Origin of the sequence: Cellulomonas sp. PSBB021 (assembly GCF_002240455.1) — a bacterium.
Taxonomy (GTDB): Bacteria; Actinomycetota; Actinomycetes; order Actinomycetales; family Cellulomonadaceae; genus Cellulomonas; species Cellulomonas uda.
In genome coordinates this window covers 3,231,793-3,253,875 of the sequence record NZ_CP021430.1, presented here as the reverse complement: position 1 = coordinate 3,253,875, position 22,083 = coordinate 3,231,793, and the positions used below count along the sequence as shown (strand labels likewise).

General features: G+C 70.1%; 23 protein-coding genes. 12 read left to right on the top strand and 11 right to left on the bottom strand.

The genetic code is table 11. From position 1 onward, the window contains the following. Nucleotides 1-255: 255 nt before the first annotated feature. Both CBP52_RS14940 and CBP52_RS14935 read left to right on the top strand, forming a co-directional pair. On the top strand, nucleotides 256-1,161 hold the full coding sequence (locus CBP52_RS14940; RefSeq protein WP_232514526.1) for a F510_1955 family glycosylhydrolase: 906 nt from the start codon (nucleotides 256-258) through the stop codon (nucleotides 1,159-1,161). Between the two features lie 180 nt (nucleotides 1,162-1,341). Further along, nucleotides 1,342-2,496 (top strand): beta-propeller fold lactonase family protein, encoded by a 1,155-nt coding sequence (locus tag CBP52_RS14935; RefSeq protein ID WP_094181622.1) that lies wholly within the window; start codon nucleotides 1,342-1,344, stop codon nucleotides 2,494-2,496. A gap of 83 nt (nucleotides 2,497-2,579) precedes the next feature. Here CBP52_RS14935 and CBP52_RS14930 read toward each other — a convergent pair whose 3' ends face one another. The 7 genes from CBP52_RS14930 to CBP52_RS14900 form a co-directional block, all read right to left on the bottom strand. After that, nucleotides 2,580-3,011, bottom strand: coding sequence for a hypothetical protein (locus tag CBP52_RS14930; protein ID WP_232514525.1), 432 nt, complete (start codon nucleotides 3,009-3,011; stop codon nucleotides 2,580-2,582). Nucleotides 3,012-3,151: 140 nt separating this feature from the next. Continuing rightward, nucleotides 3,152-3,727 carry a DUF6803 family protein gene (locus CBP52_RS14925; protein WP_232514524.1) on the bottom strand — a complete coding sequence of 192 codons (576 nt, stop codon included), beginning with the start codon at nucleotides 3,725-3,727 and terminating at the stop codon, nucleotides 3,152-3,154. Between the two features lie 249 nt (nucleotides 3,728-3,976). Further along, nucleotides 3,977-4,579, bottom strand: a complete 603-nt coding sequence (locus CBP52_RS14920) for a DUF305 domain-containing protein (protein ID WP_094181620.1) — start codon at nucleotides 4,577-4,579, stop codon at nucleotides 3,977-3,979. Between the two features lie 102 nt (nucleotides 4,580-4,681). Next, complete coding sequence (locus tag CBP52_RS14915; protein ID WP_094181619.1) at nucleotides 4,682-5,482, bottom strand: prolipoprotein diacylglyceryl transferase; 801 nt, start codon at nucleotides 5,480-5,482, stop codon at nucleotides 4,682-4,684. A gap of 229 nt (nucleotides 5,483-5,711) precedes the next feature. Then, nucleotides 5,712-6,338, bottom strand: coding sequence for a peroxiredoxin (locus CBP52_RS14910; RefSeq protein WP_094181618.1), 627 nt, complete (start codon nucleotides 6,336-6,338; stop codon nucleotides 5,712-5,714). Then, nucleotides 6,338-7,357 carry a cytochrome c biogenesis CcdA family protein gene (locus CBP52_RS14905; protein ID WP_094181617.1) on the bottom strand — a complete coding sequence of 340 codons (1,020 nt, stop codon included), beginning with the start codon at nucleotides 7,355-7,357 and terminating at the stop codon, nucleotides 6,338-6,340. Before CBP52_RS14905 ends, CBP52_RS14910 begins: the two co-directional genes overlap by 1 nt. Beyond that, the gene (locus CBP52_RS14900) at nucleotides 7,350-7,664 is read right to left on the bottom strand and encodes a glutaredoxin (protein ID WP_094181616.1); all 315 of its coding nucleotides are present in this window, start codon (nucleotides 7,662-7,664) and stop codon (nucleotides 7,350-7,352) included. Before CBP52_RS14900 ends, CBP52_RS14905 begins: the two co-directional genes overlap by 8 nt. 182 nt (nucleotides 7,665-7,846) lie before the next feature. On the opposite strand from CBP52_RS14900, the gene CBP52_RS14895 reads away from it, so the two are divergent. Both CBP52_RS14895 and CBP52_RS14890 read left to right on the top strand, forming a co-directional pair. Next, nucleotides 7,847-8,566, top strand: a complete 720-nt coding sequence (locus tag CBP52_RS14895) for a response regulator transcription factor (protein ID WP_094181615.1) — start codon at nucleotides 7,847-7,849, stop codon at nucleotides 8,564-8,566. Further along, nucleotides 8,563-9,666 (top strand): ATP-binding protein, encoded by a 1,104-nt coding sequence (locus CBP52_RS14890; RefSeq protein WP_094181614.1) that lies wholly within the window; start codon nucleotides 8,563-8,565, stop codon nucleotides 9,664-9,666. Before CBP52_RS14895 ends, CBP52_RS14890 begins: the two co-directional genes overlap by 4 nt. 9 nt (nucleotides 9,667-9,675) lie before the next feature. Here the strand turns inward: CBP52_RS14890 and CBP52_RS14885 are convergent, their stop codons facing one another. The 3 genes from CBP52_RS14885 to CBP52_RS14875 are packed head-to-tail and all read right to left on the bottom strand — an operon-like array spanning nucleotide 9,676 to nucleotide 12,841. Then, nucleotides 9,676-10,650: an ATP-binding cassette domain-containing protein gene (locus CBP52_RS14885; protein ID WP_232514523.1), complete on the bottom strand. Its 975-nt coding sequence runs from the start codon at nucleotides 10,648-10,650 to the stop codon at nucleotides 9,676-9,678. Continuing rightward, nucleotides 10,647-11,810, bottom strand: a complete 1,164-nt coding sequence (locus CBP52_RS14880; RefSeq protein ID WP_094181613.1) for an ABC transporter permease — start codon at nucleotides 11,808-11,810, stop codon at nucleotides 10,647-10,649. The genes CBP52_RS14885 and CBP52_RS14880 overlap by 4 nt, the downstream gene beginning before the upstream one ends. Continuing rightward, complete coding sequence (locus tag CBP52_RS14875; RefSeq protein ID WP_369826358.1) at nucleotides 11,807-12,841, bottom strand: ABC transporter permease; 1,035 nt, start codon at nucleotides 12,839-12,841, stop codon at nucleotides 11,807-11,809. Before CBP52_RS14875 ends, CBP52_RS14880 begins: the two co-directional genes overlap by 4 nt. A gap of 554 nt (nucleotides 12,842-13,395) precedes the next feature. Here CBP52_RS14875 and CBP52_RS14870 point away from each other — a divergent pair. The 8 genes from CBP52_RS14870 to CBP52_RS14840 all read left to right on the top strand — a co-directional run bounded on the left by CBP52_RS14870 (nucleotide 13,396) and on the right by CBP52_RS14840 (nucleotide 20,897). After that, entirely contained in the window at nucleotides 13,396-13,617 is a 222-nt protein-coding gene (locus CBP52_RS14870) for an SHOCT domain-containing protein (RefSeq protein WP_232514522.1), read from the top strand. Then, entirely contained in the window at nucleotides 13,614-13,916 is a 303-nt protein-coding gene (locus CBP52_RS14865; protein ID WP_094181610.1) for a DUF2933 domain-containing protein, read from the top strand. Before CBP52_RS14870 ends, CBP52_RS14865 begins: the two co-directional genes overlap by 4 nt. A 171-nt stretch (nucleotides 13,917-14,087) precedes the next feature. After that, nucleotides 14,088-16,880: a heavy metal translocating P-type ATPase gene (locus tag CBP52_RS14860; RefSeq protein WP_094181609.1), complete on the top strand. Its 2,793-nt coding sequence runs from the start codon at nucleotides 14,088-14,090 to the stop codon at nucleotides 16,878-16,880. A 318-nt stretch (nucleotides 16,881-17,198) separates the two neighbouring features. Then, nucleotides 17,199-17,471, top strand: a complete 273-nt coding sequence (locus CBP52_RS17695) for a DUF2752 domain-containing protein (protein ID WP_157732660.1) — start codon at nucleotides 17,199-17,201, stop codon at nucleotides 17,469-17,471. Nucleotides 17,472-17,629: 158 nt separating this feature from the next. After that, a complete protein-coding gene (locus CBP52_RS14850) occupies nucleotides 17,630-17,989 on the top strand; it encodes a hypothetical protein (RefSeq protein ID WP_232514521.1) in 360 nt (119 codons plus the stop codon). A 415-nt stretch (nucleotides 17,990-18,404) separates the two neighbouring features. Then, complete coding sequence (locus tag CBP52_RS14845; protein ID WP_157732659.1) at nucleotides 18,405-19,079, top strand: M15 family metallopeptidase; 675 nt, start codon at nucleotides 18,405-18,407, stop codon at nucleotides 19,077-19,079. Nucleotides 19,080-19,332: 253 nt separating this feature from the next. Continuing rightward, nucleotides 19,333-19,494, top strand: coding sequence for a hypothetical protein (locus CBP52_RS17690; RefSeq protein ID WP_198303480.1), 162 nt, complete (start codon nucleotides 19,333-19,335; stop codon nucleotides 19,492-19,494). Between the two features lie 77 nt (nucleotides 19,495-19,571). Continuing rightward, nucleotides 19,572-20,897, top strand: coding sequence for a type II restriction endonuclease (locus CBP52_RS14840; protein ID WP_232514520.1), 1,326 nt, complete (start codon nucleotides 19,572-19,574; stop codon nucleotides 20,895-20,897). Between the two features lie 207 nt (nucleotides 20,898-21,104). Here CBP52_RS14840 and CBP52_RS14835 read toward each other — a convergent pair whose 3' ends face one another. After that, nucleotides 21,105-22,046: a siderophore-interacting protein gene (locus CBP52_RS14835; protein WP_232514802.1), complete on the bottom strand. Its 942-nt coding sequence runs from the start codon at nucleotides 22,044-22,046 to the stop codon at nucleotides 21,105-21,107. Nucleotides 22,047-22,083 lie beyond the last annotated feature (37 nt).

The window sequence follows — 22,083 nt, the reverse complement described above, 5'->3', positions numbered from 1 at the left end:
TGCCCTGGATCGTCGAACTTGAGAACGTGCAGGTCAGGGCGTTACGAAGTGCATAACGCGCCACGCCCCACTGGGACGTGCCGCGGCCGCACCCTGATCAGGGCTGGCGTCCGGTCCGATCCGGGCCACGTCGTCGCAACAGACATGCTCGCTGTCGCGCTGAGCGCCGCGCCGCATTGACCCGCGGAGCGCCCGTACGGGCGGGCGACGATCGCAGGGCAGAGCTGCGACCCAGACTCGGACGCAGCTCTGCTCATGACCAGGAGGAAGACAATGAAGAATCTGGACGTGCACAAGGTCCGGCGACGGGTGGCCACGGGGTCGGCTGTGACGATCGGCCTCGCCCTGCTCGCCGGGTGCGGCACGGCAGCGGGCGACGCGGCAGAGAGTGACACCGTGACGGCGAAGCGCGACGCCGGTCACGTGCACACGGTCGCCATCAACCCCGCGGACGGCCTCACCTACCTCGGCACGCACGGCGGCCTCTTGCAGATCGACGGTGACCAGGCGACGTGGGTCGGCCCACAGATCGACCTCATGGGCCTGGTCGCTGTCGGCCCCGACCACTTCTACGCCTCCGGGCACCCAGGTGAGGGCGCCGGCCTGCCCGATCCGGTCGGCCTGATCGAGTCCCGCGACGGCGGTGAGACCTGGACGCCTCTGTCGCGGCAAGGGAAGTCCGACTTCCATACGCTCGCCGCGTCCGAGACGGGTGTCGTCGGCTTCGACGGCGCGCTCCGCAGCTCGGCAGACGGCCACGCCTGGCAGGACGTGACGATCCCCCGCGAGCCGTACGCGTTGACGTCATCGACGTCCGGTGACGTTCTGCTCGCGACGACCCCCGAAGGGCCGCTACGGTCACCCGACGCCGGCGCGACCTGGCAGGAGATCGAGTCCGCACCGCTGCTGCAGTTCGTCGACTGGGTCAGCGGCGACGACGTCGTCGGAGTCGACCCGGAGGGCGCTGTGTGGACGAGCGCGGACGCCGGTCTGACGTGGGAAGCAGGGTCGGCGCTGCCGACGGGGGCGGTTGCGATGTCTGCGGCGCCCGTGCACGGTGGCCCGGCCGAGATCGTCGCCGTGTCGGAGGGCAGGTTGTGGCGGTCGACCGACGGGGGTGGGCTGTTCGTGAGCGCGCCTATCCCCACCCCGGAGGCCTGACCCCGCTGACCTGGGCGGGCTTCGCTCACCCAGGTCGACGGAGCGGGACGAGTGCTGCCAGCGCGGAGCCGGAAGGGCAGGAATATCCACGGAAGCTTCATGGAAAACCGATCTGGCGTAGTGGGTGCTGGGCGGACAGTCAGCGATGACGCCGAACCCCTCGACACCCTGGAGCACGACATGCTGATCTCGGTCCGTCGCCGAACGACCGCGCTGACCCTCCTTGCCGGGGGCGCCCTGCTGCTCACGGCGTGCGGAACCGGGGCGATCGACTCCTCCACCGCAATGCAAGTTCCGTCGGACGGCACCGGCAACGTCACGCGCACCTCGGTGACGGGCACGGTGTGGGTCGCCAACGAGGACGGGGGCAGCCTGACCGCGATCGACGCCGCGACCAGCACGGTCCTGGCGACGGTGGGCGGCATCCCGAGCCCGCACAACGTGCAGGCCAGTCCCGACGGGCGCACGGTGTGGGCCGTCAGCGGGCACAACAACGCCGTCGCCGCGATCGACGCGCAGAGCCTAGAGCTACTGCGCACCGCGGCGACCGGCGCCAGCCCCGCGCACGTCGTGCTGAGCCCTGAAGGGGACTGGGTCTACGTCACCAACTCCGGCGAGGACACGCTGGCCCGGTACGACACCGCGACCCTGACCACCAGCGGCACCCTCGACCTGAGCTCAGGACCTCACGGCTTGCGTCCGAGCGCCGACGGCTCGGTGATCGTCGTGGCCGGCATGGCCGCGGGAACGATCGACGTCGTCGACCCCCGGACCATGACGCGGACCGCGAGCATCCCGGTCGGCAGCAGCCCGGTGCAGGTCGCGGTCGCTCCCGACGGTGCCACCGCCTACGTCAGTCTGGCGGGGAGCAGCAGCTTTGCGAAGGTCGACCTGGCACGGCAGGAAGTTGTCCGGACGGTCACCGTCCCGGCTCCGCCCGTGCAGCTCTACCTGTCGACGGACGCGTCGCGGCTCCTTTCGGCGAACCAGGGGACGCCCGATGCGCCCGGCGACTCGGTGTCCGTCATCGACCCCGAGTCGATGACGGTGACCGCCACGATCACCACCGGCTCAGGACCGCACGGTGTGGTCATCGAACCCTCGGGACGGGTCGCATGGGTCACGAACCTTTACGACGACACCGTCTCCGTCATCGATCTGACGACGAACACCACGACGGCGACGATCCGCGTCGGCGACATGCCGAACGGCATTTCCTTCACCCTGACCGGCGCTGCACCGCAAGGAACGGTCAACGCACTCGACGTCCCCGACTACACAGCCGCGGCCGACGAAGCCGATGGCGCCCATGCCCACGGCGGGCACGACGACTGACTTCTGCGCCGGAAGGAGTGCTTCAAACCACGAGCACGCCGCGCACTCGAAGGTGCGGTCGCGCGACGCCTCTGGCGCAGTCGCTACAGCGCGTCGGGTCCGACGAGGCGGTGCCGCTCAAGTCCCGAGGGTTCGGCAGCCACTCCAGGACCTCCGGCGGCGAGCCACTCACGGAGCTCTCCCATCGCGCTGGGCCCCGCCATCCGCTGAAGCCAGACCGGAGCCGCGCCGATCGCTCGGCCCGCCGCCGACGGCCGCACGACGACAACGTCGCCGCGCTCGCACGCGTCAAGGCAATCGACGACGGTCAGCGCGGCGCCGAGCTCGCCGGCGAGGTCACGCAGCACCCGCATCTGCTCGTCGCGCGCGCCGTCGTCGGGGCCACCGAGCGACTCGCCCGCGCACGTCCCGCACACGGTCAGACCCGGAACTCGGCGTGGCGTAGGACGACCACGCTTGCCGGGCGACCGGGTCGCTCCGACGGGCTGGTCGTGGCACGACGCGGGCAGGGCCATGGAACTCCGATGCATGTTCACGGTGAGACAACCGCGCCCAGTCTATACCCCTCGGGGGTATGGGCTGGGCGCGGCTCGGAGGTGCCCAGCCCGGCGAGCTGGCAAGCGACCTCAGGCGATGCCGGATCGTGTCGCGGCGATCAGTGGGTCATGCCCTCCATCTGCGACCCGTCGTCCATCTCGTGGGTGGGGTCCCAGCCGGCGACGGTCGGGTCGAGCATGCCCGCGATCATCGCGATGTGAGCGACCACCAGGAAGATGCCCACGAAGGTGGCGTGGATCTTCAGGCGGTGCTGCTCGTCCCACCCGGCGCCCAGCACGCGGGTCTCGAGAAGGCTCATCCCGTACAGCGGCACGACGCCCAGCAGGTAGAACCCGACGGCGATCACGTCGGCCGGGCCACGCCAGCCCCCGGACTGGGTCAGCGGGATGACCGCGTTGTCGAGCAGGTAGACGAAGATCCCGAGGAAGTAGAACCCGGCGAACAGGCCGACGTAGCGGTTCAACGCCCGCACGGTCCGGCCGGCACGCTGCGGGCTGAACAGGATGACGAGCTCGGTGACGGCGACCGTCTCGGCGCAGATGACCGGGACCGCCATGAAGATCAGCAGGTTCCACGGCTGGTTCGCGGCGAGCAGGCCCATGTAGTGGGTCGACCCCATGTCCTCGCCGGCGGGCCAGGCCGGCAGCAGGAGTGCGACGATCCCGATCGCCACGCTGACTGCGATGACGACGGCGAGCCGCAGGCCCGCTCGGCCGCTCGGCGTTCCGGGACCTTCCGTGCCGCGTGAGACCTCAGGAGCGGTGGCGACCACGACGTACCTCCGATCACGGCGCTGGTCTCTCCAGCGCGCGCAACCACATTCCCGAGAGTTGATTGAGTCTCGGCTCAGGAATCATGAAGGTCCGATGAAGGTAGCTTCGCCCGGGTCGACGGGGCCGTGGCCGTCCACCCGGGAGAAGGATCAGAGCCTGCCGAGCAGGTTCCTCATCTGCACGATCTCGGCGTTCTGGGCATCGATGATCCGGCGGGCGAGCGCGAGCGCGTCGGCGTTCTCGCCGTCGGCCAGCTCCTGCTCGGACATCTCGACGGCGCCCTGGTGGTGAGCGGTCATCAGCTCGAGGAAGCGGCGGTCGAACTCGGTGCCGGACAGCGAGTCGAGGTCCGCCATCGCGCCGGCCTGATCCATCCCGTCCATGTCCATGCCGCCGTGGTCCATGCCGTCCATGTCCATCATGTCGTCCGCCGTCGGCTCGCCCCAGCTCTCGAGCCAGCTCGTCATCTGCTCGATCTCGGGTCCCTGCGCTGCCGAGATCGCCTTGCCGAGCGCCTGGACCTCGGGGTTCGTGCCTCGTTCGACGGCGAGGTCGGCCATCTCGATGGCGCCCTCGTGGTGGACGACCATCATCTGGGCGAACGTGACGTCGGTGCCGTTGAACGACGCTGCGACCGTCTCGGAAGCCGTGGCGGCTGGGTCTGCTGGTGTGGCGGTACTCGAGCATCCGGCCAGAAGCAGTCCTGCGGCGGTCGTCGAAGCGATGATGGCGACGGTGACTCGTCGGCGCACTTTGGTTCTCCTCCATGTCTGGACGGGTTGTCGCGGGCTCGGTTGCCCTGGGACCTTGGTCCTACGCTGCCGCTCCCAAACGAGGAAACGACTGCGAAACGATCAAGTTTTGATGAAGGTGTGAGCCGAGACCCGACTCCCGTCGAGGCTCTCTTGAGGCCGTTCCAGGCGCCGGGCACGCACGCCGTCGCGCCAGAGGAGCACCCCGCCGGCAGCCACACTGACGATGGCCCACAGCTGCGGTTGGGTGAGGCCGAGCAGCGCGGGCTCGTTGATCCGGAGGTACTCCACAAGGAACCGCGACAGCCCCGAGAGGATCAGGTAGGCACCGAACACCTGGAGCGGCCGCCATGCCCGTCGCTGCAACGCCCACAGCGCGGCTGCGATGAGCACAGCGGCGAGCGCCTCGTAGAGCGGCGTGGGGTGCACCGGTATGTCAGTGGCGATCATCCCGTCAGGGAACGACTGCCCCCAGGGCAGGTCGGTGGGCTTGCCGTAGGTGCCGTCACCCGACAGCCAGCAGCCGAGGCGACCGACGCCGTACGCCAGCGTGAGCGGGATCGCTGCGGCGCCGACGACGAGCTGGGCCGGGAGCCGGCGGCGCCTGATCATCACGAGGAATGTGACGACGCCGCCGATCAGCCCGCCGTACCAGGTGAACCCTGAGCCCCCGAGGTGGTGCCAGGTGAACTGGTCGGCGTGTTCGAGCAGGAAGTACACCTTGGCTGCGACGAAGCCCCAGATCGTCGCCCACATGACGAGGGAGTGGGCGTCCTCCTTCTTCAGGCCGTGACGCTGGAACGCGCGGCCGAGCAGGTAGGCGGCGAGCAGTGCGGCCGCTGCCTTGCTGACGCCGTAGGACTGCACGTCGAAGCCGAAGACGGAGAAGAGCACGGGTTGCATGGAGGTGGTTCCTTCCGGCGTCCGGCCCGCTTCGGGTCAGGCGCTGACGGGTCTGTCGTCAGGGTGAGGGCCGAGCGGTGCGACGAGGGTCAGGTGGCGTGACACGCCGTGGTCGCTGTCCGCCGCGTCCCGGTTGCAGGCGCAGTGGTGCTCGGTCTCCGGCGCAGGGTCGGCGGCGCTGGTGCTCCGGCAGCAGGTGTCGGTCATGGGTGTTGCTCCTTCGGGGGCGTCAGAGCTCGCTCTTCACGATGGCGAGCAGCTCGGAGGGCTCGATCCACATCGAGGGGTAGTCGCCCTGCCAGACCTGGTTGCCGTCGGCGTCGATGAGGACGAAGCCGTGGCCGGGGAGGCCTTCGTGCATGCCGGTGCCGAGCGTGCCGTACTCCTCGGAGACGGTGCCGTCGTCGAGCAGGAACGGGGTCGTGGCGCCGAGGCGTTCGCGGTCGGCGTTGATCTGCTCGGCGGTGTTCATCACGATCGGCAGGACGGTGATGCCGGCCTGCTCGAAGCCGGGCTCCGCCTCGATCTGGGTCTGCTGCTGGATGCACGCGTCGCAGCCGGCGCCCTCGTTGAAGTAGAGCAGGACGGGTGCGCCGCGCAGGTCGGACAGGGTCACGGATCCACCCTCGGAGTCGGACAGCGTGAAGTCGGGGGCGACTCGCGTGGCGTCGGACGTCTGCGGTCGCGCGGACCACAGGGCCGCGGCGATCAGTCCGACGACGATGAGGGCGACCGCGCCCCACGCGCCCCCGATCAGGAGGCGGCGGCGCTGCTGCTGTGCGTGTTGGTCCGCACGGACGCTCTCGAGCGCTTCCTGGCGTTCCATGGCGCGCTTGGTGGCCGATCCGGAGGTCATCAGTGGGTCCTTGCTGCCGGGTGCTGGTGGCACGACGGGGTGGCGTCGGCGTCGGTGTGGGACGGGTGCCCCTCGACGGCTTCGGGTTGAGCTTCTGCGAGTCGAGCGTCGGGGCGCGGTGCGGGGTCGTCGACGTCAGGGGGAACGGCGACGACCCCGCGGCGCCGTCCGGTCAGGGTGGCCGCGACCAGCCCGCCGACGACGAGGAAGAGCAGCAGCGCCTGGACGACCTCCGGCACGGGGGCCGCCCAGTCCTGGATGCGCAGGAAGGCGTCGGTCAGGCGCTCGGAGGCCCAGGACTGTGCTGCGGTGCCTCGGGACATGTCCGACTGGTTCGCCAGGCCGATGATCGCGATGCCCATGGCGAAGAAGCCCACGGCTACGACCAGATTGACGGTGTTCGTGGCGATCACGCGCCCGGCGACGCGGAGCCGCACCGGTCGTGCGCGCAGGAACTGGCGCTCGTTGAGCCGCGCCTTGTCCCACAGCAGGGCCATGACGAACAGCGGGAACACCATCCCGAACACATAGGCGACACCGAGGACGAACCCACCTGCGGGGTTGGCCGACAGGGCCGACAGGGTCATCACGCCGACGAGCACGGGAGCGCAACAGGCGGAGGCGATGCCGGAGAACACCCCGAGCGCGAAGAAGCTCCCAGTGTCCGCGCGGGCGGTGTCCGGAGCGCGCACGAACGAGGGCAGCGACCACATCCGTCCCGAGAGTGCAAACACGCCCAGCGCGATCATCAGCAGCCCACCCGCGATGTACAGCGGCTGGTGGTACTTCGCGATCGCTCCGGCGAGGACGCTGGCCCCCAGGGTCAGCGGAAGCATGACCAGTCCAAGGCCCGCAGCGAAGACGAACGTCAACGGCAGCAAACGCCAGCGTCGGCTCTTCACAGCTGCCGCAAGGTAGCTCGGGGCCAGGAAGACGATGCAGCACGGCGCGAACAGGGCGACACCGCCGGCGAGGAACGCCGCGATGACGCTTCCGGTGGTCAGCAGCTCGCTACCCACGTCGAGCCCCCGCCTCCGTGGCCGCGAGCCGACCTGCGCCCCGCGTAGTCAGGAGCTTGATGAGCTTCTTGCGCGGGAGCCGCCCGGCGCTGAAGTACGCGCCGTCGACCAGGACGAGCGGGTTGAGCGCCGGGCGGTGCTCTGCGACCAGACGCGCCCCGTGGGCGCTGTCGAAGGGCACCAGGTCCAGCTCGAAGTCGAACGTGTCCGCCAGGGCCGTCAGTGCCTGCTCGGCGTCCTCACAGAAGTGGCACGCTGGAGTGGGCACCACGGTGATGACGACCGTGCCCGAGGGTGTTGCTTGCACGAGGGACCTCCGAACATCTTCTGCGGCGCGTGCGCACGGACGTGCCCGCGCCGAACTGACATCACGATCTTCGGCACGGTCCCCTGGGCTGCCGGTATCGGTTCGCTCAAGAAACGATGAAGACCGGTGCGGCCTGCGCGATCGCGCTGTCCGGACGGGCCGTGTGCGGAGACACTGGCGCCATGAACACCGTCACCACGCCGCAACGGCGCGCCCTTGTCGTCGACGACGAGGAGGCGCTGGCACGCCTCGTCGCGGGTTACCTGGAGCGTGAGGGATTCGAGGTCGACCTCGCGTTCGACGGACCCACCGGCGTGCGCCTGGCGCAGGAACGCGACCCCCACGTGATCGTTCTCGACCTCGGGCTGCCGGGTCTGGACGGGGTCGAGGTGTGCCGGCAGGTGCGCACGTTCTCCGACGCGTACGTGGTCATGCTGACCGCGCGCGCCGACGAGGTCGACACATTGATCGGGCTGTCGGTCGGTGCCGACGACTACATGACCAAGCCGTTCCGGCCCCGCGAGCTTGTCGCGCGCATCGCAGCGCTGCTGCGACGGCCTCGAGGCCTGCATACCGAGGCAGCCGCCGCTCCAGCCACCGTGATGACTGTGGGGGCGTTGAGCATCAGCCCTGACGCTCGCGAGGTGCGCCTCGACGGCGAGCCGGTCCCGTTGACCCGCACCGAGTTCGACCTGCTGTCCGCGTTGGCCGCCGCCCCGCAGCGGGTGTTCAGCCGCCAGGCGCTCATCACGGCGGTGTGGGGCGACGGGTATGTGGGCGACGAGCACCTGGTGGACGTCCACCTCCTGCACGTTCGTCGCAAGCTCGGTGACACGGCGAGCCAGCAACGGTTCGTGCGCACCGTGCGCGGTGTCGGGTACCGCATGGGGTCCGGCGAGTGAGCGAGAAGGGCCCCGCGCGGGGTGGCATCGCCGCGCGGCTCATGGTCGCGATGGCACTCGTGCTCGTCTCGGCTGCGGCGGCGGCCTGGCTCGTGGCCGGCGCGGTCGGCCCCGGCCTCTTCCAACACCACATGGAAGCGGCCGCGAACTCGCCAGGCGACGCGATCGAGCACGCCGAGAAGGCGTTCGGCGCGGCCAGCACGGTCACCGTCGCGGTCGCGCTGACCGTTTCGCTGCTCACCGCGCTCTTCGCCTCCGTGGTGCTCGCACGACGCATCGGCGCGTCCTTGGGCAGCCTGTCCGCTGCCGCCGGACAGGTCGCCGCCGGCCGGTTCGACATACGCCTCGAGCAACCGCACGTCGGGGTCGAGTTCGACGACCTAGCCGACGCGTTCAACGCCATGGCCGGCCGGCTCGAGCGCGACGAAGCGTTGCGCCGCCGTTTGATGTCTGACGTGGCGCACGAGCTGCGCACGCCGGTGGCCACCATCACCGCGTACATCGACGCCATCGAGGATGGCGTCGAAGAGCTGGGCCCGCGGACCGTCGAGGTGCTGCACGCACAAGCCGCCCGGCTGACCAGGTTGTCCACGGACCTGGCGGCGGTCACCCAGGCCGAGAGCGGTGCGCTCCGCCTGGAGCCGCGCGAGATCACACCCGACGCACTGGTCGAACGCGCGGTCGCCGCGGCGCGCACGCGCGCCGACGACGCCGGTCTTGAACTCGTCGCGATGCCGGAGCCGGACCTCCCCGAGCTGTGGGTCGACGTCGACCGGCTCGGGCAGGTGCTGGGCAACCTGCTCGACAATGCGATCCGCCACACCCCGCCGGGCGGGACTGTCTCCCTCGCGGCGCAACGCACCGACGTCGGCGTGCGGTTCACCGTGACCGACACGGGCGAGGGCATCGCCGCCGAGCACCTGCCGCACGTGTTCGAGCGCTTCTACCGGGCGGACGCGGCCCGCGACCGCGGGCACGGCGGCTCGGGGATCGGCCTGGCGATCGCCAAGGCCCTCGTGGAGGCGCACGACGGCTCGATCTCGGCGCTCAGCGCCGGCCCGGGCCGTGGCGCGTCGTTCGTCGTCGACCTTGCCGTCTGAGACCCAACGTCACCGCGAAGCTTCATCGCTCGCGATCCGTTGCCCGGGCGATCCGCGAGCGACGAACAGCTCGGGCTCGGTGAGGAACTCGCGCCGGCATGCGTCGGAGCAGAACCACCACTGATCGCCGCTCCAGGTCGCACTTGGGCCGGTCTGCTCGACCTGCATGCGGCACACCGGGTCCATCACCATCGCGGCGATCTGGCGGAACTCGCCGTCCTCCAACCAGAGCACGCGGTCGGCGATCTCGCGGAGTCGGTCGTCGTGGCTCACGATCACGATGGCGCGGCGATCCTCGTCTGCGAGCCTGCGCAGAAGGCGGGCCAGGTCGCGGCCGCGGGACGCGTCGAGATTGGCGGTCGGCTCGTCGGCGAGCAGGACGGGCGGGTCGTTGGCCAGCGTGCGCGCCACGGCGACCCGCTGCTGCTCGCCGCCGGACATCTGACTCGGTCGTGCGGTCGACCGGTGCGTGAGGCCGACACGGTCGAGCAGTTCGCGGGCGCGCCGGTGGGCGAGGGTCCCGGTCGAGCCCGCGAGGTTGGCGGCGACGGTGATGTTCTCGGCCGCCGTCAGCGCGTCGAGTAGGGCGTAGTCCTGGAAGACGAACCCGAAGGTGCGAGCCCGCAGCGCCGGGAGCTGCTTCTCGGGTGCAGATGCGACGTCCACGCTGTGGCCGTCGCTGCTCGTGACGGCGATCGAGCCCGACGTCGGTCGGAGGAGGGCGCCGAGCATCAGCAGCAGCGTCGTCTTCCCCGACCCGGACGGACCCATCACGAGCAGGACCTCACCGGCGTCCACGTCGAGGTCGATCGCACGGACGGCGTCGACGGCGACCACGCCCGAGCCGTAGCTCTTGGACAACCCTCGAGCGGTGAGCACCCGCGCCCCTGCGGATGCACCCGGGCGCGTGTCGTCGCCGGCGGGCGGCACTGCCGGGCCGGGGAGCGGCTCTGGCGCGGACGCGATGCCGACGTTGCTGTTCATCGAGACCTCCGGAATGCGGACGCCGCGTCGAGCACGGCGATACGGCGGAGCGGCCACAGGCCACCGAGCACGCCGACCACGAGCGCTCGTGCCGTGGTCTGTGTCACCGCCGAAGCGGTGACCGAGATCTCGACCGACGGCTCCACGAGCAGCACCAGCCATGCCACCGCCAGCGCTGCCGCGGAGGCGACGACCGAGGCAAGGACGACGGTCAGCACGACCTGGAATGTCACGACACCGGCAAGGTGCGGCGTGCGACCGCCAAGAGCCTTGAGCACGGCGAAGTCGCGGAGTCGGTTCAGTGTGGCGCTCATCAGACCGAGCGCGATCACGGCCAGTGCGATGACGAGCCCGATGGTGGACATCAGGCGCAGGAGGTCGGCGCTCATGTCCCGGACGACACGCGCCTCCGAGTCGGCGAACTGCTGCCGGGTCTGCACCGTCACCCCGCCGACTGTGGCCCCGATCCGATGTGCCCCGGCGCTCGGATCGACGCCCGTGTCAAGGCCGGCGAGCACGTAGGACACACGGTCGCCGCGGATCCGGCCGAACTCGGCGAGGTCGACGAACACGGTGGTGTTGGTGATGCTGCTTCCTCCGGTCGAGAGCTCGACGACGCGCAGCGACGCCCCCATGGCCGTCAGCAGGTCGCCTACCCCGACGCCGAGCCGATCCGAGGCCTGCTCGTCCATGACGGCTTCGCCGGCGCCCGGCGCCCGCCCGTCGACAAGGCGAGCGGGTCCTCCCCGGCCGGTGCCGGTGTCGTAACCGATCAGGTACGAGAGCTCTCGCCCCCGTGGCCCGGCGACCGTGCCGGAGGCGAACGCGATCGGCGCGGCCCAGGCGACACCAGGCACGTCGGCGACGCGGTCGGGGGTGTCGGCCGGGAGTACGGATGCGGACATATGCATCGTGCGTACCCCGGATTGGGCGACGAAGACGTCTGCCGGCGAGGTCCGGATGTAGTAGGTGACCCGGTCCACAGCCCCGGCAAATATGCCGTCCAGCAGGAGGACCAGGAGCAGCGAGGCCGCGACGCCGAGGACGGTCAATGCGGCACGGCGCCGGTCGGCGAAGAGGAAGCGACGTCCCAGCGGCACGGCCCGTGTCGGGTGGGCCTGATGCGTGGAGCGGGGTCGGCGCACCGTGTCCGTGGTCATCGTCCGCTCCTGAACGCGGAGGCAGCGTCGAGCCGGCCGAGACGGCGAGCCGGCAGCCACGCGGCGAGCAGTGCCATCCCAACGGCCGCCGATGCGGTTCGCGTGATCGTGCGTGTGGTCAGCACGACCGGGAACGAGGGCCGCCACCACGCAAGGAGTTCGCGAGCGACGACCAGCAGGACGATCGCTGCCAAGGTGCCCAGCGCTGTCAGTGCCATCGTCTCCGTGACGGCGATCCTGCGCAGACGTCCCGGCGTCGCTCCGAGCGCCTTGAGGACTCCGAGGTCGCGCTGCTGCTCGCTGATCCGGGTGTAGGCCACGAGCGTCACGACAAGGGTGCCGGCCGCGAAGGCGACCCCGACCATGAGCCGCATGGGAGGCCCGTAGATGTCCGTGGCGAGCCGCAGCGACGTCTCGTGCAGCTGGGCCGGACTGCGGACGGTGTAGCCGGCGCCCTCGAGCCGTGCTGCCACACCCTGAGGGTCTGCTGTGGTCACGAGCACCGCGCCCGTGGAACCGGTGGCCCGCAGCATCTGATCCATCCCGGTCATGGTGGTGAAGACCAGTGGCGTCATGAACAAGTCGGTGTCGTCTGTCAGTCCGACCACTCGCATCGGGTGTCCGAGGACCGGCAGCCGGTCGCCGATCGCGACCTCGTGCTGCGCGGCCCAGAGGGCGTCGACCGCGATCTCGTTACCCGTCGCGGGGCTGCGGCCGCCGGCGAGGTCCCACGGACCGCCGAGGCCACTGGCGGGCTCGTACGCGACCGCCGCGACGGCGGCCTTCCCGTGCGGCAGCTCGAGGATCTCGTAGAGCGTGCGTAGGCGTGCGGTCTGTGCGACGCCGGGCGTCCGCGCGATGGCGTCAACCGTCGGGGTCCGGAGCAGACCTGGATCGGCGAACAGGTGGCGGCTGCCGGTGAGCAGCACAACCAGGTCGACGGCGAGGTGGTCCTCGTAGGTGGTCACGCGTTCCTGGACGCCCGCCCAGAGCCCGGCCAGCAGCAGCATGAGCATCAGGGCGAGACCGATGCCCGCGGCCCCGCGGCAGTGCGCGCCGGACGGAGGGCGAGGAACCGGCTGGCGACGGGAACGGGTGATCCTCGGTGGCCGTGGGTGCGCGCTCGGGACGTCGGGCGGGCACGCGCAACGTGCTCGTCCCGGTCGTGCCGGGAGCGATCGGGGGTAACGGGACCCGTCAGCGGGACGGACATCTCGGGCTCCCTCCGTCGACGGCCGCGGTCATCGCCGGGCAATCGTGCGGACACCCGGCATATACCCCTAGGGGGTATCGTCAGGATATTTGCGATTCGTTCCGATGTCGTCCGTGCCGCGATGAAGATCCGATGGAGATTGGCGCGCCTCTGTCGTTGGCGGCTCGATGGCGGTGGACGGGCGGGGTCGCGCGCACCTGGCGCGCTCGGGCCGAGATTCGGCGTTCGTCGTCACCTGCTGCCGATCTTCAGAGAGGCTTCATCGTTCGCGACCCAGAAGTTGACTCGCCTGACCGACCGTGGTTGTAGGCGGTCCCCGATGCCGCCAACCCGAGGCGAGGAGGGCGCGCGATGGGTCTGTGGTGCAGCCAGATGAGCGCCGCAAGCTGGGTCGTGATGATCGCCGGCTGGGCCGCCGTCGCCGGACTGGCGATCTGGACCGTGTGCCGGCTGTTCCCCGCGCAGCGGGACCGCGATGCGCACGCGATCCTCGATGCCCGCCTCGCCTCGGGGGAGATCGACATGGACAGCTATCAGCGGATGCGCGACCTGCTCGGGAACCACTCGCAGATCAGGACGGAAGGACTTCGATGAAGCACCACCTCAAGCACATGCTCATCGCCGGCGGCGCGATTCTCGCGGCCCTGGTGATCTTCCAGGTGGACATCAGCCGCGCGCTGCCCCTCGCGGTGGCCCTGGCCTGCCCCGTCGGCATGCTGTTCATGATGAAGGCCATGGGCGGCCACACCCAGAGCGGCGGCCACCAGCACGGCCCGACGCACGTGCCGACGCAGAAGACCGACACGGAGTCCCATGGGCCGGATCACGGCGCCGTTGCCGCGTCCGGGCCGAGCGCTTCGTTGACTCGCGAGAACCACGAACGCATCGACTGACACCTTCCGGCCGACGGATGCCCGGCTCGATCTCCGGGCTTCCGTCGGCCGTTGGAATACCCCTAGGGGGTATCTGGTTGAGGCAAGTCAGGGCGCAGATCGCCGGCTCAATGGCGGCACCGGCCCCGACGGCAGCTATCGGCAGACGATGGAGTGGGAGGTCCGAGCGTCATGGACGTTGTGGTCATTGCGGTAGCGGTCACACTGACGGCGGCACTGGGCTGGTACTTCTTCGGACCTCGCGCATCGGCTCGCGCCGGCGTCGAGAACGGCGTGCAGGTGCTCACCGTCGCAGTCAAGGGCGGGTACAGCCCGAACATCATCGAGGTCGAACAAGGCATGCCCGTGCGGCTGCTCTTCGACCGCCAGGAGGCCGGCGACTGCTCGTCGCGCGTGGTGTTCCCCGACTTCAAGGTGAACCAGACCCTGCCCGCGTACGCGACCACCGCCGTGAACTTCACCCCGCAGCAGGCCGGTGAGTTCGGGTTTGCCTGTGGGATGAACATGCTTCACGGCACGCTCAAGGTCGTGCCGTCTGCACGCGGACGTGGCTCGGTCGCAGTCGACGACTCCGACCGCGGTACGGCGGCGTCGCAGCCGAGCCACGACGCCCACCACAACCACGGGGACCCTGAGGCGTCGAGCCCTGCCGTGCCACGCGCGCAGCCCTCAGGCGAAGCGGCCGATGTGGAGGCCGCGGAGCGTTCCGCCGAGATCGCCGACCTGCGCCGCAGGGTGATCGTCGGCGCCGTCCTCACGCTCCCGGTACTCGTCGCCGTGATGGCCGAGACCCTGCTCGCCGCCACCTGGGTACCGGGCGTGCTTCTGGAACCGTGGTTCCAGCTGCTTCTGATCACACCCGTGATGGTCTACACGGGCTGGCCGATCCATCGCACCGGCTGGCTCGCGCTGTCCCACCGGACCGCGGAGATGAACTCGCTGATCACGCTCGGCACGATCGCCGCATTCGGGTTCAGTCTTGTCGCCACTGTCGCACCCGGGCTGCTGCCCGCCGACAACCGCGAGGTGTACTACGAGGCGGTCGGCGTCATCCTCACCCTGATCCTGCTGGGGCGGTTGCTCGAGACGAAGGCCAAGGCCGGCACCGGTGAGGCTATCCGAGCCCTGATCGGCCTGCAGCCACGAACTGCTCGCGTCGTGCGGGGAGGCGTGGAGGTCGACGTCGACGTGGACACCGTTGTCGTCGGCGACACCGTGGTGATCCGACCGGGCGAGAAGCTCCCGGTCGACGGACAGGTGATCGCGGGCGCGTCCCTCGTGGACGAGTCGATGGTCACTGGCGAGCCGATCCCCGTCGCCAAGCGGCTCGGCGACACCGTCATCGGCGCGACGATCAACCAGACCGGCTCGTTCCGCTATGCCGCGACCAAGGTTGGCGCGGACACGATGCTCGCCCAGATCATCGCCCTCGTTCGCGAGGCTCAGGGCTCCAAGGCGCCCATCCAGAGGCTCGCGGACAAGGTGTCCAGCTACTTCGTGCCGGCCGTGATCGCGATCGCGCTGTGGACGTTCGTCGTGTGGTGGCTCGTGGGCCCGCCGCCCGCGGGTGTGTATGCCCTGGTGGCCGCGGTTTCCGTCCTGATCATCGCGTGCCCGTGCGCCTTGGGTCTGGCGACGCCGTTGTCGATCACTGTCGGAACCGGGAAGGGCGCGACGGCGGGAGTCCTGATCCGCTCTGCGGAGGCGCTCGAGACCGCACATCGGCTCGACACCGTCGTGCTCGACAAGACCGGCACGATCACGCAGGGCAGGCCGGCTCTCACCGACGTGCTGCCCGCGCCCGGGTTCGACGCCGACGAACTGCTGACGCTGGTCGCCGCGGCCGAACGCGACTCAGAGCACCCACTTGCCCTCGCCATCGTGACCGGCGCGACAGAGCGCGGCCTGCAGGTGCCGACCGCGGCGATGTTCGAGTCGGTCACCGGCCAGGGCGTGCTCGCACACGTCGAGGGCACGCAGGTCGTGGTCGGCAACCCCCGGCTGCTCACGGAACACGGTGCAGATCCCGAGCAGCTCGCTGGGGACCGGGACCGGCTCGCCGCCGACGGCAAGACACCGATGCTCGTCGCCGTCAACGGGCGAGCCGCGGGCGTGATCGGCGTGGCTGACACACTCAAGGACGGCTCAGCCGCCGCCGTCGCCGACCTGACCGCCCGCGGTATCGACGTCGTGATGATGACCGGGGACAACCGGGAGACGGCCCGCACGATCGCCCGTCAGGTCGGGATCGCCAGAGTGGTCGCCGAGGTGATGCCGGAACACAAGGCCCGCGAGGTCAGACGACTGCAGGCCGAAGGCCGGGTCGTCGGCATGGTCGGCGACGGCATCAACGACGCGCCCGCCCTGGCACAGGCCGACGTGGGTTCGGCGATCGGCACCGGGACTGACGTGGCCATCGAGTCCTCCGACATCACCTTGATCTCGGGGAACCTCGGCGGTCTGGTGACCGCGATCGACCTGTCGCGGGCGACGATGCGCAACATCCGCCAGAACCTCGTGTTCGCGTTCGGGTACAACGCGATCGGCATTCCGATCGCCGCCGGCGTGCTGTACCCCGCGTTCGGGCTGTTGCTCAGCCCGATGCTCGCGGCTCTCGCGATGGCGCTGTCGTCGCTGTCGGTGGTCGCCAACGCCAACCGGCTGCGCGGCTTCACCCCTGCTGCCCCGACGACGTCGGCGGCTCCCCTTGTCCTGACCACCGAACCGGTGGTCGAGCTCGGAAACGACCACGAAGAAGCGGAGAACACCATGTCCCACCACGAGCACCACCGGCACTCGTCCTCGGCGTCGATCGACCCGGTCTGTGGCATGAGCGTCGACCCGAGCAGTGCGGCTGCCACGAGGGAGCACGACGGCGTCACGTTCTACTTCTGCAGCCCGGGCTGCGCCGCCGCCTTCGACGCCGACCCTCACCGGTACGGGCACCCGGCTACCACGCACTGACCGCACGAGCCGCGCCTCGAGGACGACATGACGCAGGCGTCTGGAGACGACGGTCCACCTGCCCGGCGCCGACTGGTGCGCGCCGGGCAGGGACGCCGACGATGCCCGTCGGGCCGGGCGGACAGCAACGATGTCCCGGACCGTCGGCCGCTCGCGCGGCGCACAAGACAGCGGCGAGCGTCCCTCAGGTGGGTCGGAACGGACCCGTACCCCCACCTGACATGGCTCGCAGTCATGGGGGCGGTGGCCGCAGGGGCGCTCGCACTCTGGGGGCTTCCACCAGTGGATCTGCACGGGCCCTTGCACCGTCTCGGAATCATGGATCCCCTGTGCGGGGGAACGCGTGCGGCCCACTTCGCGGTGACCGGTCAGTGGTCGAAGGCGTGGCTCTACAACCCCCTGGGGCCGCTTGCCGTCATCGGGGCGGCGGCCGTGGCACTCCGCGCAACGCTTGGGTTCGCAGCCCACCGTTGGCTCGTCGTCGATCTCGTGGTCTCCCGTCGAACGACCCGGCTCGCATGCGCGCTCGGCGTCCTCGCCGCTCTCGCCCTCGGCGTCCGCCAGCAGCTCCTCGTCGACCTGTTGCTCTGAGTGGGCGCGTCGACGAGCGACACCACGACGCTCCCCAGCCGTCCGCTTCGCGGGATCTTCATCCGGCCTCGATCAGACAGCAACAGTCCAACGCGCACGATGTCGTCATGACTGACGTGCAGCACGCACCCGAGCTCACAGTCGCCGGCGGTCACGTCGTGGCCGCGCGACGCCGACCGCTGAGGACAGTCGGGTCCGCCATCACCGCGGCCACAGGCACGGTCGTCGGCCTCGCGCCGCACGTGTTGCACCACATCGGTCCGCTCGTCGGTACCGCCCTCGTCGCCGGTGTCGGCGGGCAGGCACTGTTCGGACTCGTAGGGCTCATCGCTGCCCTTCCGATGCTCGTTCGGTTGCGCCGACGTTCGGGAACCTGGTGGGCCCCCGGGCTGGCGCTGCTCGCCTTCGCGGCAGCCTTCGTCGTCTCGACGACCGTGATCGGCCCGATGATCAGCGGCGACGGGGTCCCGTCCGAGGTGACGCCGAGCGCCCCCGCCGACCATGACCAGCACCACTGAGACGCGGTACCGAACAGCCCCGCCGCCAGGCGCCCGAAGTCAAGCGAACCTCCATTGTTCCGGCGTCAGACGTTGATCGTCGCTACGTCAGGCTGACGGCAGACCGCCGGACTCCTCACCGCGTCCGGAGGCTGCGGTGTGTTCACCAGCGCATCCACCCCGCGCGCCGTCAAGCACGACATGAGCTGACGCGCTGCTCGAGCAGAAGGGACTGACCGGGTACCGAGCCGCCATCGCCACTTGGTCGCGCCACCGCGCCGCGGGCGCTCACCGGAGAGAGAACATGGGACGTCACGCCGCAGAGGCATCTCCGCCGCGCCGACAAACTGGCCGTCGAACCCCTCGGACCGCTTCGGGCAACAGCGCCCGCTACCGACTCCGTGTGTGGCCCGTTCGCATCACGACGCTCATCGCGATGGTCCTCGCGACGACCGCGTTCACGCTCGCTGACCGGAGTCCCGCGTCCACACCCGCGTGGACGGCGGACGCTGGCCCGTCGACCGTCGAGGCGCTGACTGCCACGGCAACCGACCTGACCCCTCCACCATCACTGGTCGCGCAAGGTGCCGCTGAACGGGTGGTTCGACAAGAACAGGCGTCGCGGTCGGCAAGTCGGCTAGAGAGCCAGGCAGACGCCACGCCCGACTGCGACGGAGTCGTCACGAACCCCGGCACGAACGGACGGGTGCCCGATTCTGAGCTGTGTGACCTGTGGCAGCGGCCGTACCGAGACAGAGCTGACGCGGCCGAGTCGCTGTTCTCCCTGAACGCCTTCTATGTCGCACGGTTCGGCGAGCCCATGTGCCTGTCGTCCGGGTACCGCTCGTACGAGGAACAGGCTGCGCTCCGCAGAAAGAAGGGCGGAATCGCGGCTCCTGCAGGGCTGTCGAACCACGGTTGGGGCTTGGCCGTCGACTTCTGCAGTGAAACCTATGCGGGAGAACGTGGCGACTGGCTGTGGGCGAATGCCGCCACCTTCGGGTGGGAGAACCCTGAGTGGGCCCGCAAGGGCGGTTCGGGCTACTACGAACCGTGGCACTGGGAGTACAAGAGCGCTGTCGAGGCGATGAAAGAAGCTGGCACGTCCTGACCATTGGCCAGCAGGTCTATGTCCAGCATCACGACGTGCCGGGCGCCGCCGTCTCGGCTGAACGCTGGAAAGACGCGAAGTCGCCGACACGGCCCAGGGCTCTCAACTCGGGCATCGGGCTCTCGCGCTGGACAGATGCCGTCACGGTGTGTCCTCGTCGCCGTCTGCCCGTTCGGGGCCATTTCGGACTTCGTCCGGAAGTGGGTCGGGGTCAAGCGTCCGGTGCCGAACGACCGAGCGCGACCCGCAGGCGGTGCTGGACTTCCTCGAGCAGCGCGGCGTCGAAGTCGTCGACCGGTCCGGCCGGGAGTTGCTCGACGCGCACGAGCAGCAGCTCGGCGAGCCGCACAGTCGTGAGCGGATCAAGGTCGTGCCGCGCGAAGAGATGCTGGCCACGGCCCTCGGGCGCAGATGAGGCGGAACACGGAGCCCGACCGCCGTCCGCCGACTCAGTTCGTTGGTCCCCTTCTGAGGATCGCCTGCACTCGGATAATGGCCGGCATGAGCCGGTCCAGTGACGCCGCCATGACCGCTACGACACTGTCCCTCGACTGGGCCGCGACGCGGGACCTCGTCACGGCGTGGCGAGAGGATCCGGCCAGCACCTACCGGACCTGGTTCCTGTGGCCGGAGCGAGTCAAGAACTTCCGGTCGCTCCGCCGCGGCATCGAGCGGGTCAGCGCAGACATCGAGGCGGGCACGTTCGGGAACTCCTACAAGGAGTCGTCACTCGAGACGGTCGTTCGCGGCATCGCGGAGCAGCGGCAGCTGTTCAAGGGGGCCGATCATCCGTTCCACTGGAAGCCGAAGCTCCGCATCCCCGACATCTACGAGGACCGTGACAACCAGCTCGCCTTCGGTCGCCTCCTCGAGACCTGCCGATGCTGCACCACCGAGGCGCAGGTCCTAGCCGCGATCGGTGCCTTCGCAGGCCGGGGAATCCGCGGTCTGGGTCCCGCAGCGGCGAACCTGCTGTACTTCCTGCACCCCACGATCGTCCCACCGTTCAACACGGCGATCGTCCGCGGCTACAACGCGCTAACCGGAGCGCGCGTCCGGCTCGGACGTTGGGACGACTTCCTCGCCATGAGGGCGGGGATCCTCGAGCTCAACGAGCAGCTGCGCGACCTCTTGTCCAACGACCTCGGGGCGGTCGCTGGGTTGCTCTTCGACATCGGCGCCGGCCGCATCACCGCCTCACCGCTCCCCGGGCAGGACGCCACCGCAGCGCTGACCGCGTGGCGCGAGCAGCTGCAGCGCGTCGGCTCACTCAGCGAGGACTCCGCGCTCACCGCAGCGACCCGGCAGGACACCACCCACACCGAGGTGCAGGGGTGGCTGCGTGACCTCGGGCATGCGTTGGGGTTCGACGTGTGGATCGCGAGCAACGACCGGAGCCGGCCCTACGCCGGCGGCCGGCTGGCCGACGGGTGTCTGGCAGCGCTGCCCGATGCCCTCGTGGCCGGCCCGGCGGGCGACGCTATCCGGCTCATCGACGCGCTGTGGCTCGACGGCGAAGGCTCGGTGGTGGCGGCGTTCGAGGTCGAGCACACGACGTCCATCTACTCGGGCATCGTCCGCATGCTCGACCTCGCACTGTCCGGTGACGGGCGCGTGGTCACAGGGCTGTACCTGGTGGCACCCGACGAGCGCGAGCACGAGGTGCGCGCCCAGCTCAGGAGACCGGCCTTCAGCCCGGTTGCCGATCTTCACCTGCGTTACCTGCCGTACGGCGAACTTGCTGCTAACCGTGAAGCCATCGCCAGGTTCGGCGCCGGGCTGCACCCGATCCAGCGGCTGGCCCGCGACCTGAGCTGACTGGCCGCGGCGGCGGCGCGACGCGGCGGCGCGCCGCGGCGGTTGCCTTTGATCCCGGCCAGGCGCGTCATGGGCAGCGCCATCGCAACTCGACACCACGAAGCAGTAGGGGTCAGGAACGTCTCAACTTGGCACTCGTGGGCGACAGACTTCTCACGAATCTCAAGTTAAGGGCGAAATCTCGCCGTTGCGGATCGGCGGCATGGGTCAGCTGGCCTCGGACTTGCCGTGGCGCCAGTAGCCCATGAACGCCACCGACTTGCGGTCGATGCCCAGCTCGGTGACGAGGTGGCGGCGCAGCCCGCGGATCACGGCGGACTCGCCCGCGAGCCACGCGTAGACCGGGGAGTCCTGGCGCATGGGGGCGCCGGTCGCGGGGTCGACGGGCACCTCCCACAGCATGTCGTCGGTGTCGTACGCCCACGGGACGGCGTCGAGCTCGGTCGCGGAACCGCGCGGCAGGACGCGCGCGGCGGCCTCGCGCACGGCCGGGTCGAGCAGCGCGCCGTGCGGTGCGCCGTCGCGGCCGAGCCAGTGGATCGTCACGCCGGCGGGCGCGTCGATGTGGACCCGGTCCGCGGACAGGGGCATCTCGACGAGGGCCTCGCCGCGGGCGTCGCGGGGCAGGCGCTCGAGGATGTTCGCGATGGCGGGCAGGGCGGTCTCGTCGCCCGCGATGAGGAACGCCTCGGTGTGCAGGGGCGGGACGAAGTCGACGCCGCCGTGGGGGCCCGTCGCGTCCGCGTTGGGACCGAGCACGACGAGCTCGTCGCCGACCTGTGCGCTGGTGGCCCAGCGGGACGCGGGGCCGGCGTCGCCGTGCAGGACGATGTCGACGTCGAGCTCGCGCACGTCCTGGCGGACGCCGCGCGCGGTGTAGGTGCGGATGGGGTGGCGCTGGTCGTCGGGCAGCGCGCGCCAGTGGCCGTACCAGTCGCCGCTCTGGGTGAGGTCGAGCAGGCCCTCGTAGCCGCAGTCGAGCGGCAGGAAGAACTTGATGCGCTGGTCGAAGCCGTTGTCGGCGAACTTGTGCAGGTCCTCGCCGGTGAACGTCACGCGCAGCAGGCTGGGGCAGACACGCTCGATGGCCCGGACCCGGACGTGGAACGTGCGGAACGGGGCGGCGGCGGGCGCCTCGGTCTGGGTCACGGTCACGCCGCCACTGTAGGCAGGCAAGCCTTACCAA

Coding starts and splice junctions, on each gene's coding strand:
- CBP52_RS14940 (WP_232514526.1), top strand. CDS start 256: ATGACCAGGAGGAAGACAATGAAGAATCTGGACGTGCACAAGGTCCGG.
- CBP52_RS14935 (WP_094181622.1), top strand. CDS start 1,342: ATGCTGATCTCGGTCCGTCGCCGAACGACCGCGCTGACCCTCCTTGCC.
- CBP52_RS14930 (WP_232514525.1), bottom strand. CDS start 3,011: ATGGCCCTGCCCGCGTCGTGCCACGACCAGCCCGTCGGAGCGACCCGG.
- CBP52_RS14915 (WP_094181619.1), bottom strand. CDS start 5,482: ATGCAACCCGTGCTCTTCTCCGTCTTCGGCTTCGACGTGCAGTCCTAC.
- CBP52_RS14910 (WP_094181618.1), bottom strand. CDS start 6,338: ATGACCTCCGGATCGGCCACCAAGCGCGCCATGGAACGCCAGGAAGCG.
- CBP52_RS14895 (WP_094181615.1), top strand. CDS start 7,847: ATGAACACCGTCACCACGCCGCAACGGCGCGCCCTTGTCGTCGACGAC.
- CBP52_RS14885 (WP_232514523.1), bottom strand. CDS start 10,650: ATGAACAGCAACGTCGGCATCGCGTCCGCGCCAGAGCCGCTCCCCGGC.
- CBP52_RS14880 (WP_094181613.1), bottom strand. CDS start 11,810: ATGACCACGGACACGGTGCGCCGACCCCGCTCCACGCATCAGGCCCAC.
- CBP52_RS14870 (WP_232514522.1), top strand. CDS start 13,396: ATGAGCGCCGCAAGCTGGGTCGTGATGATCGCCGGCTGGGCCGCCGTC.
- CBP52_RS14865 (WP_094181610.1), top strand. CDS start 13,614: ATGAAGCACCACCTCAAGCACATGCTCATCGCCGGCGGCGCGATTCTC.
- CBP52_RS14860 (WP_094181609.1), top strand. CDS start 14,088: ATGGACGTTGTGGTCATTGCGGTAGCGGTCACACTGACGGCGGCACTG.
- CBP52_RS17695 (WP_157732660.1), top strand. CDS start 17,199: ATGGATCCCCTGTGCGGGGGAACGCGTGCGGCCCACTTCGCGGTGACC.
- CBP52_RS14845 (WP_157732659.1), top strand. CDS start 18,405: ATGGTCCTCGCGACGACCGCGTTCACGCTCGCTGACCGGAGTCCCGCG.
- CBP52_RS14840 (WP_232514520.1), top strand. CDS start 19,572: ATGGCCGGCATGAGCCGGTCCAGTGACGCCGCCATGACCGCTACGACA.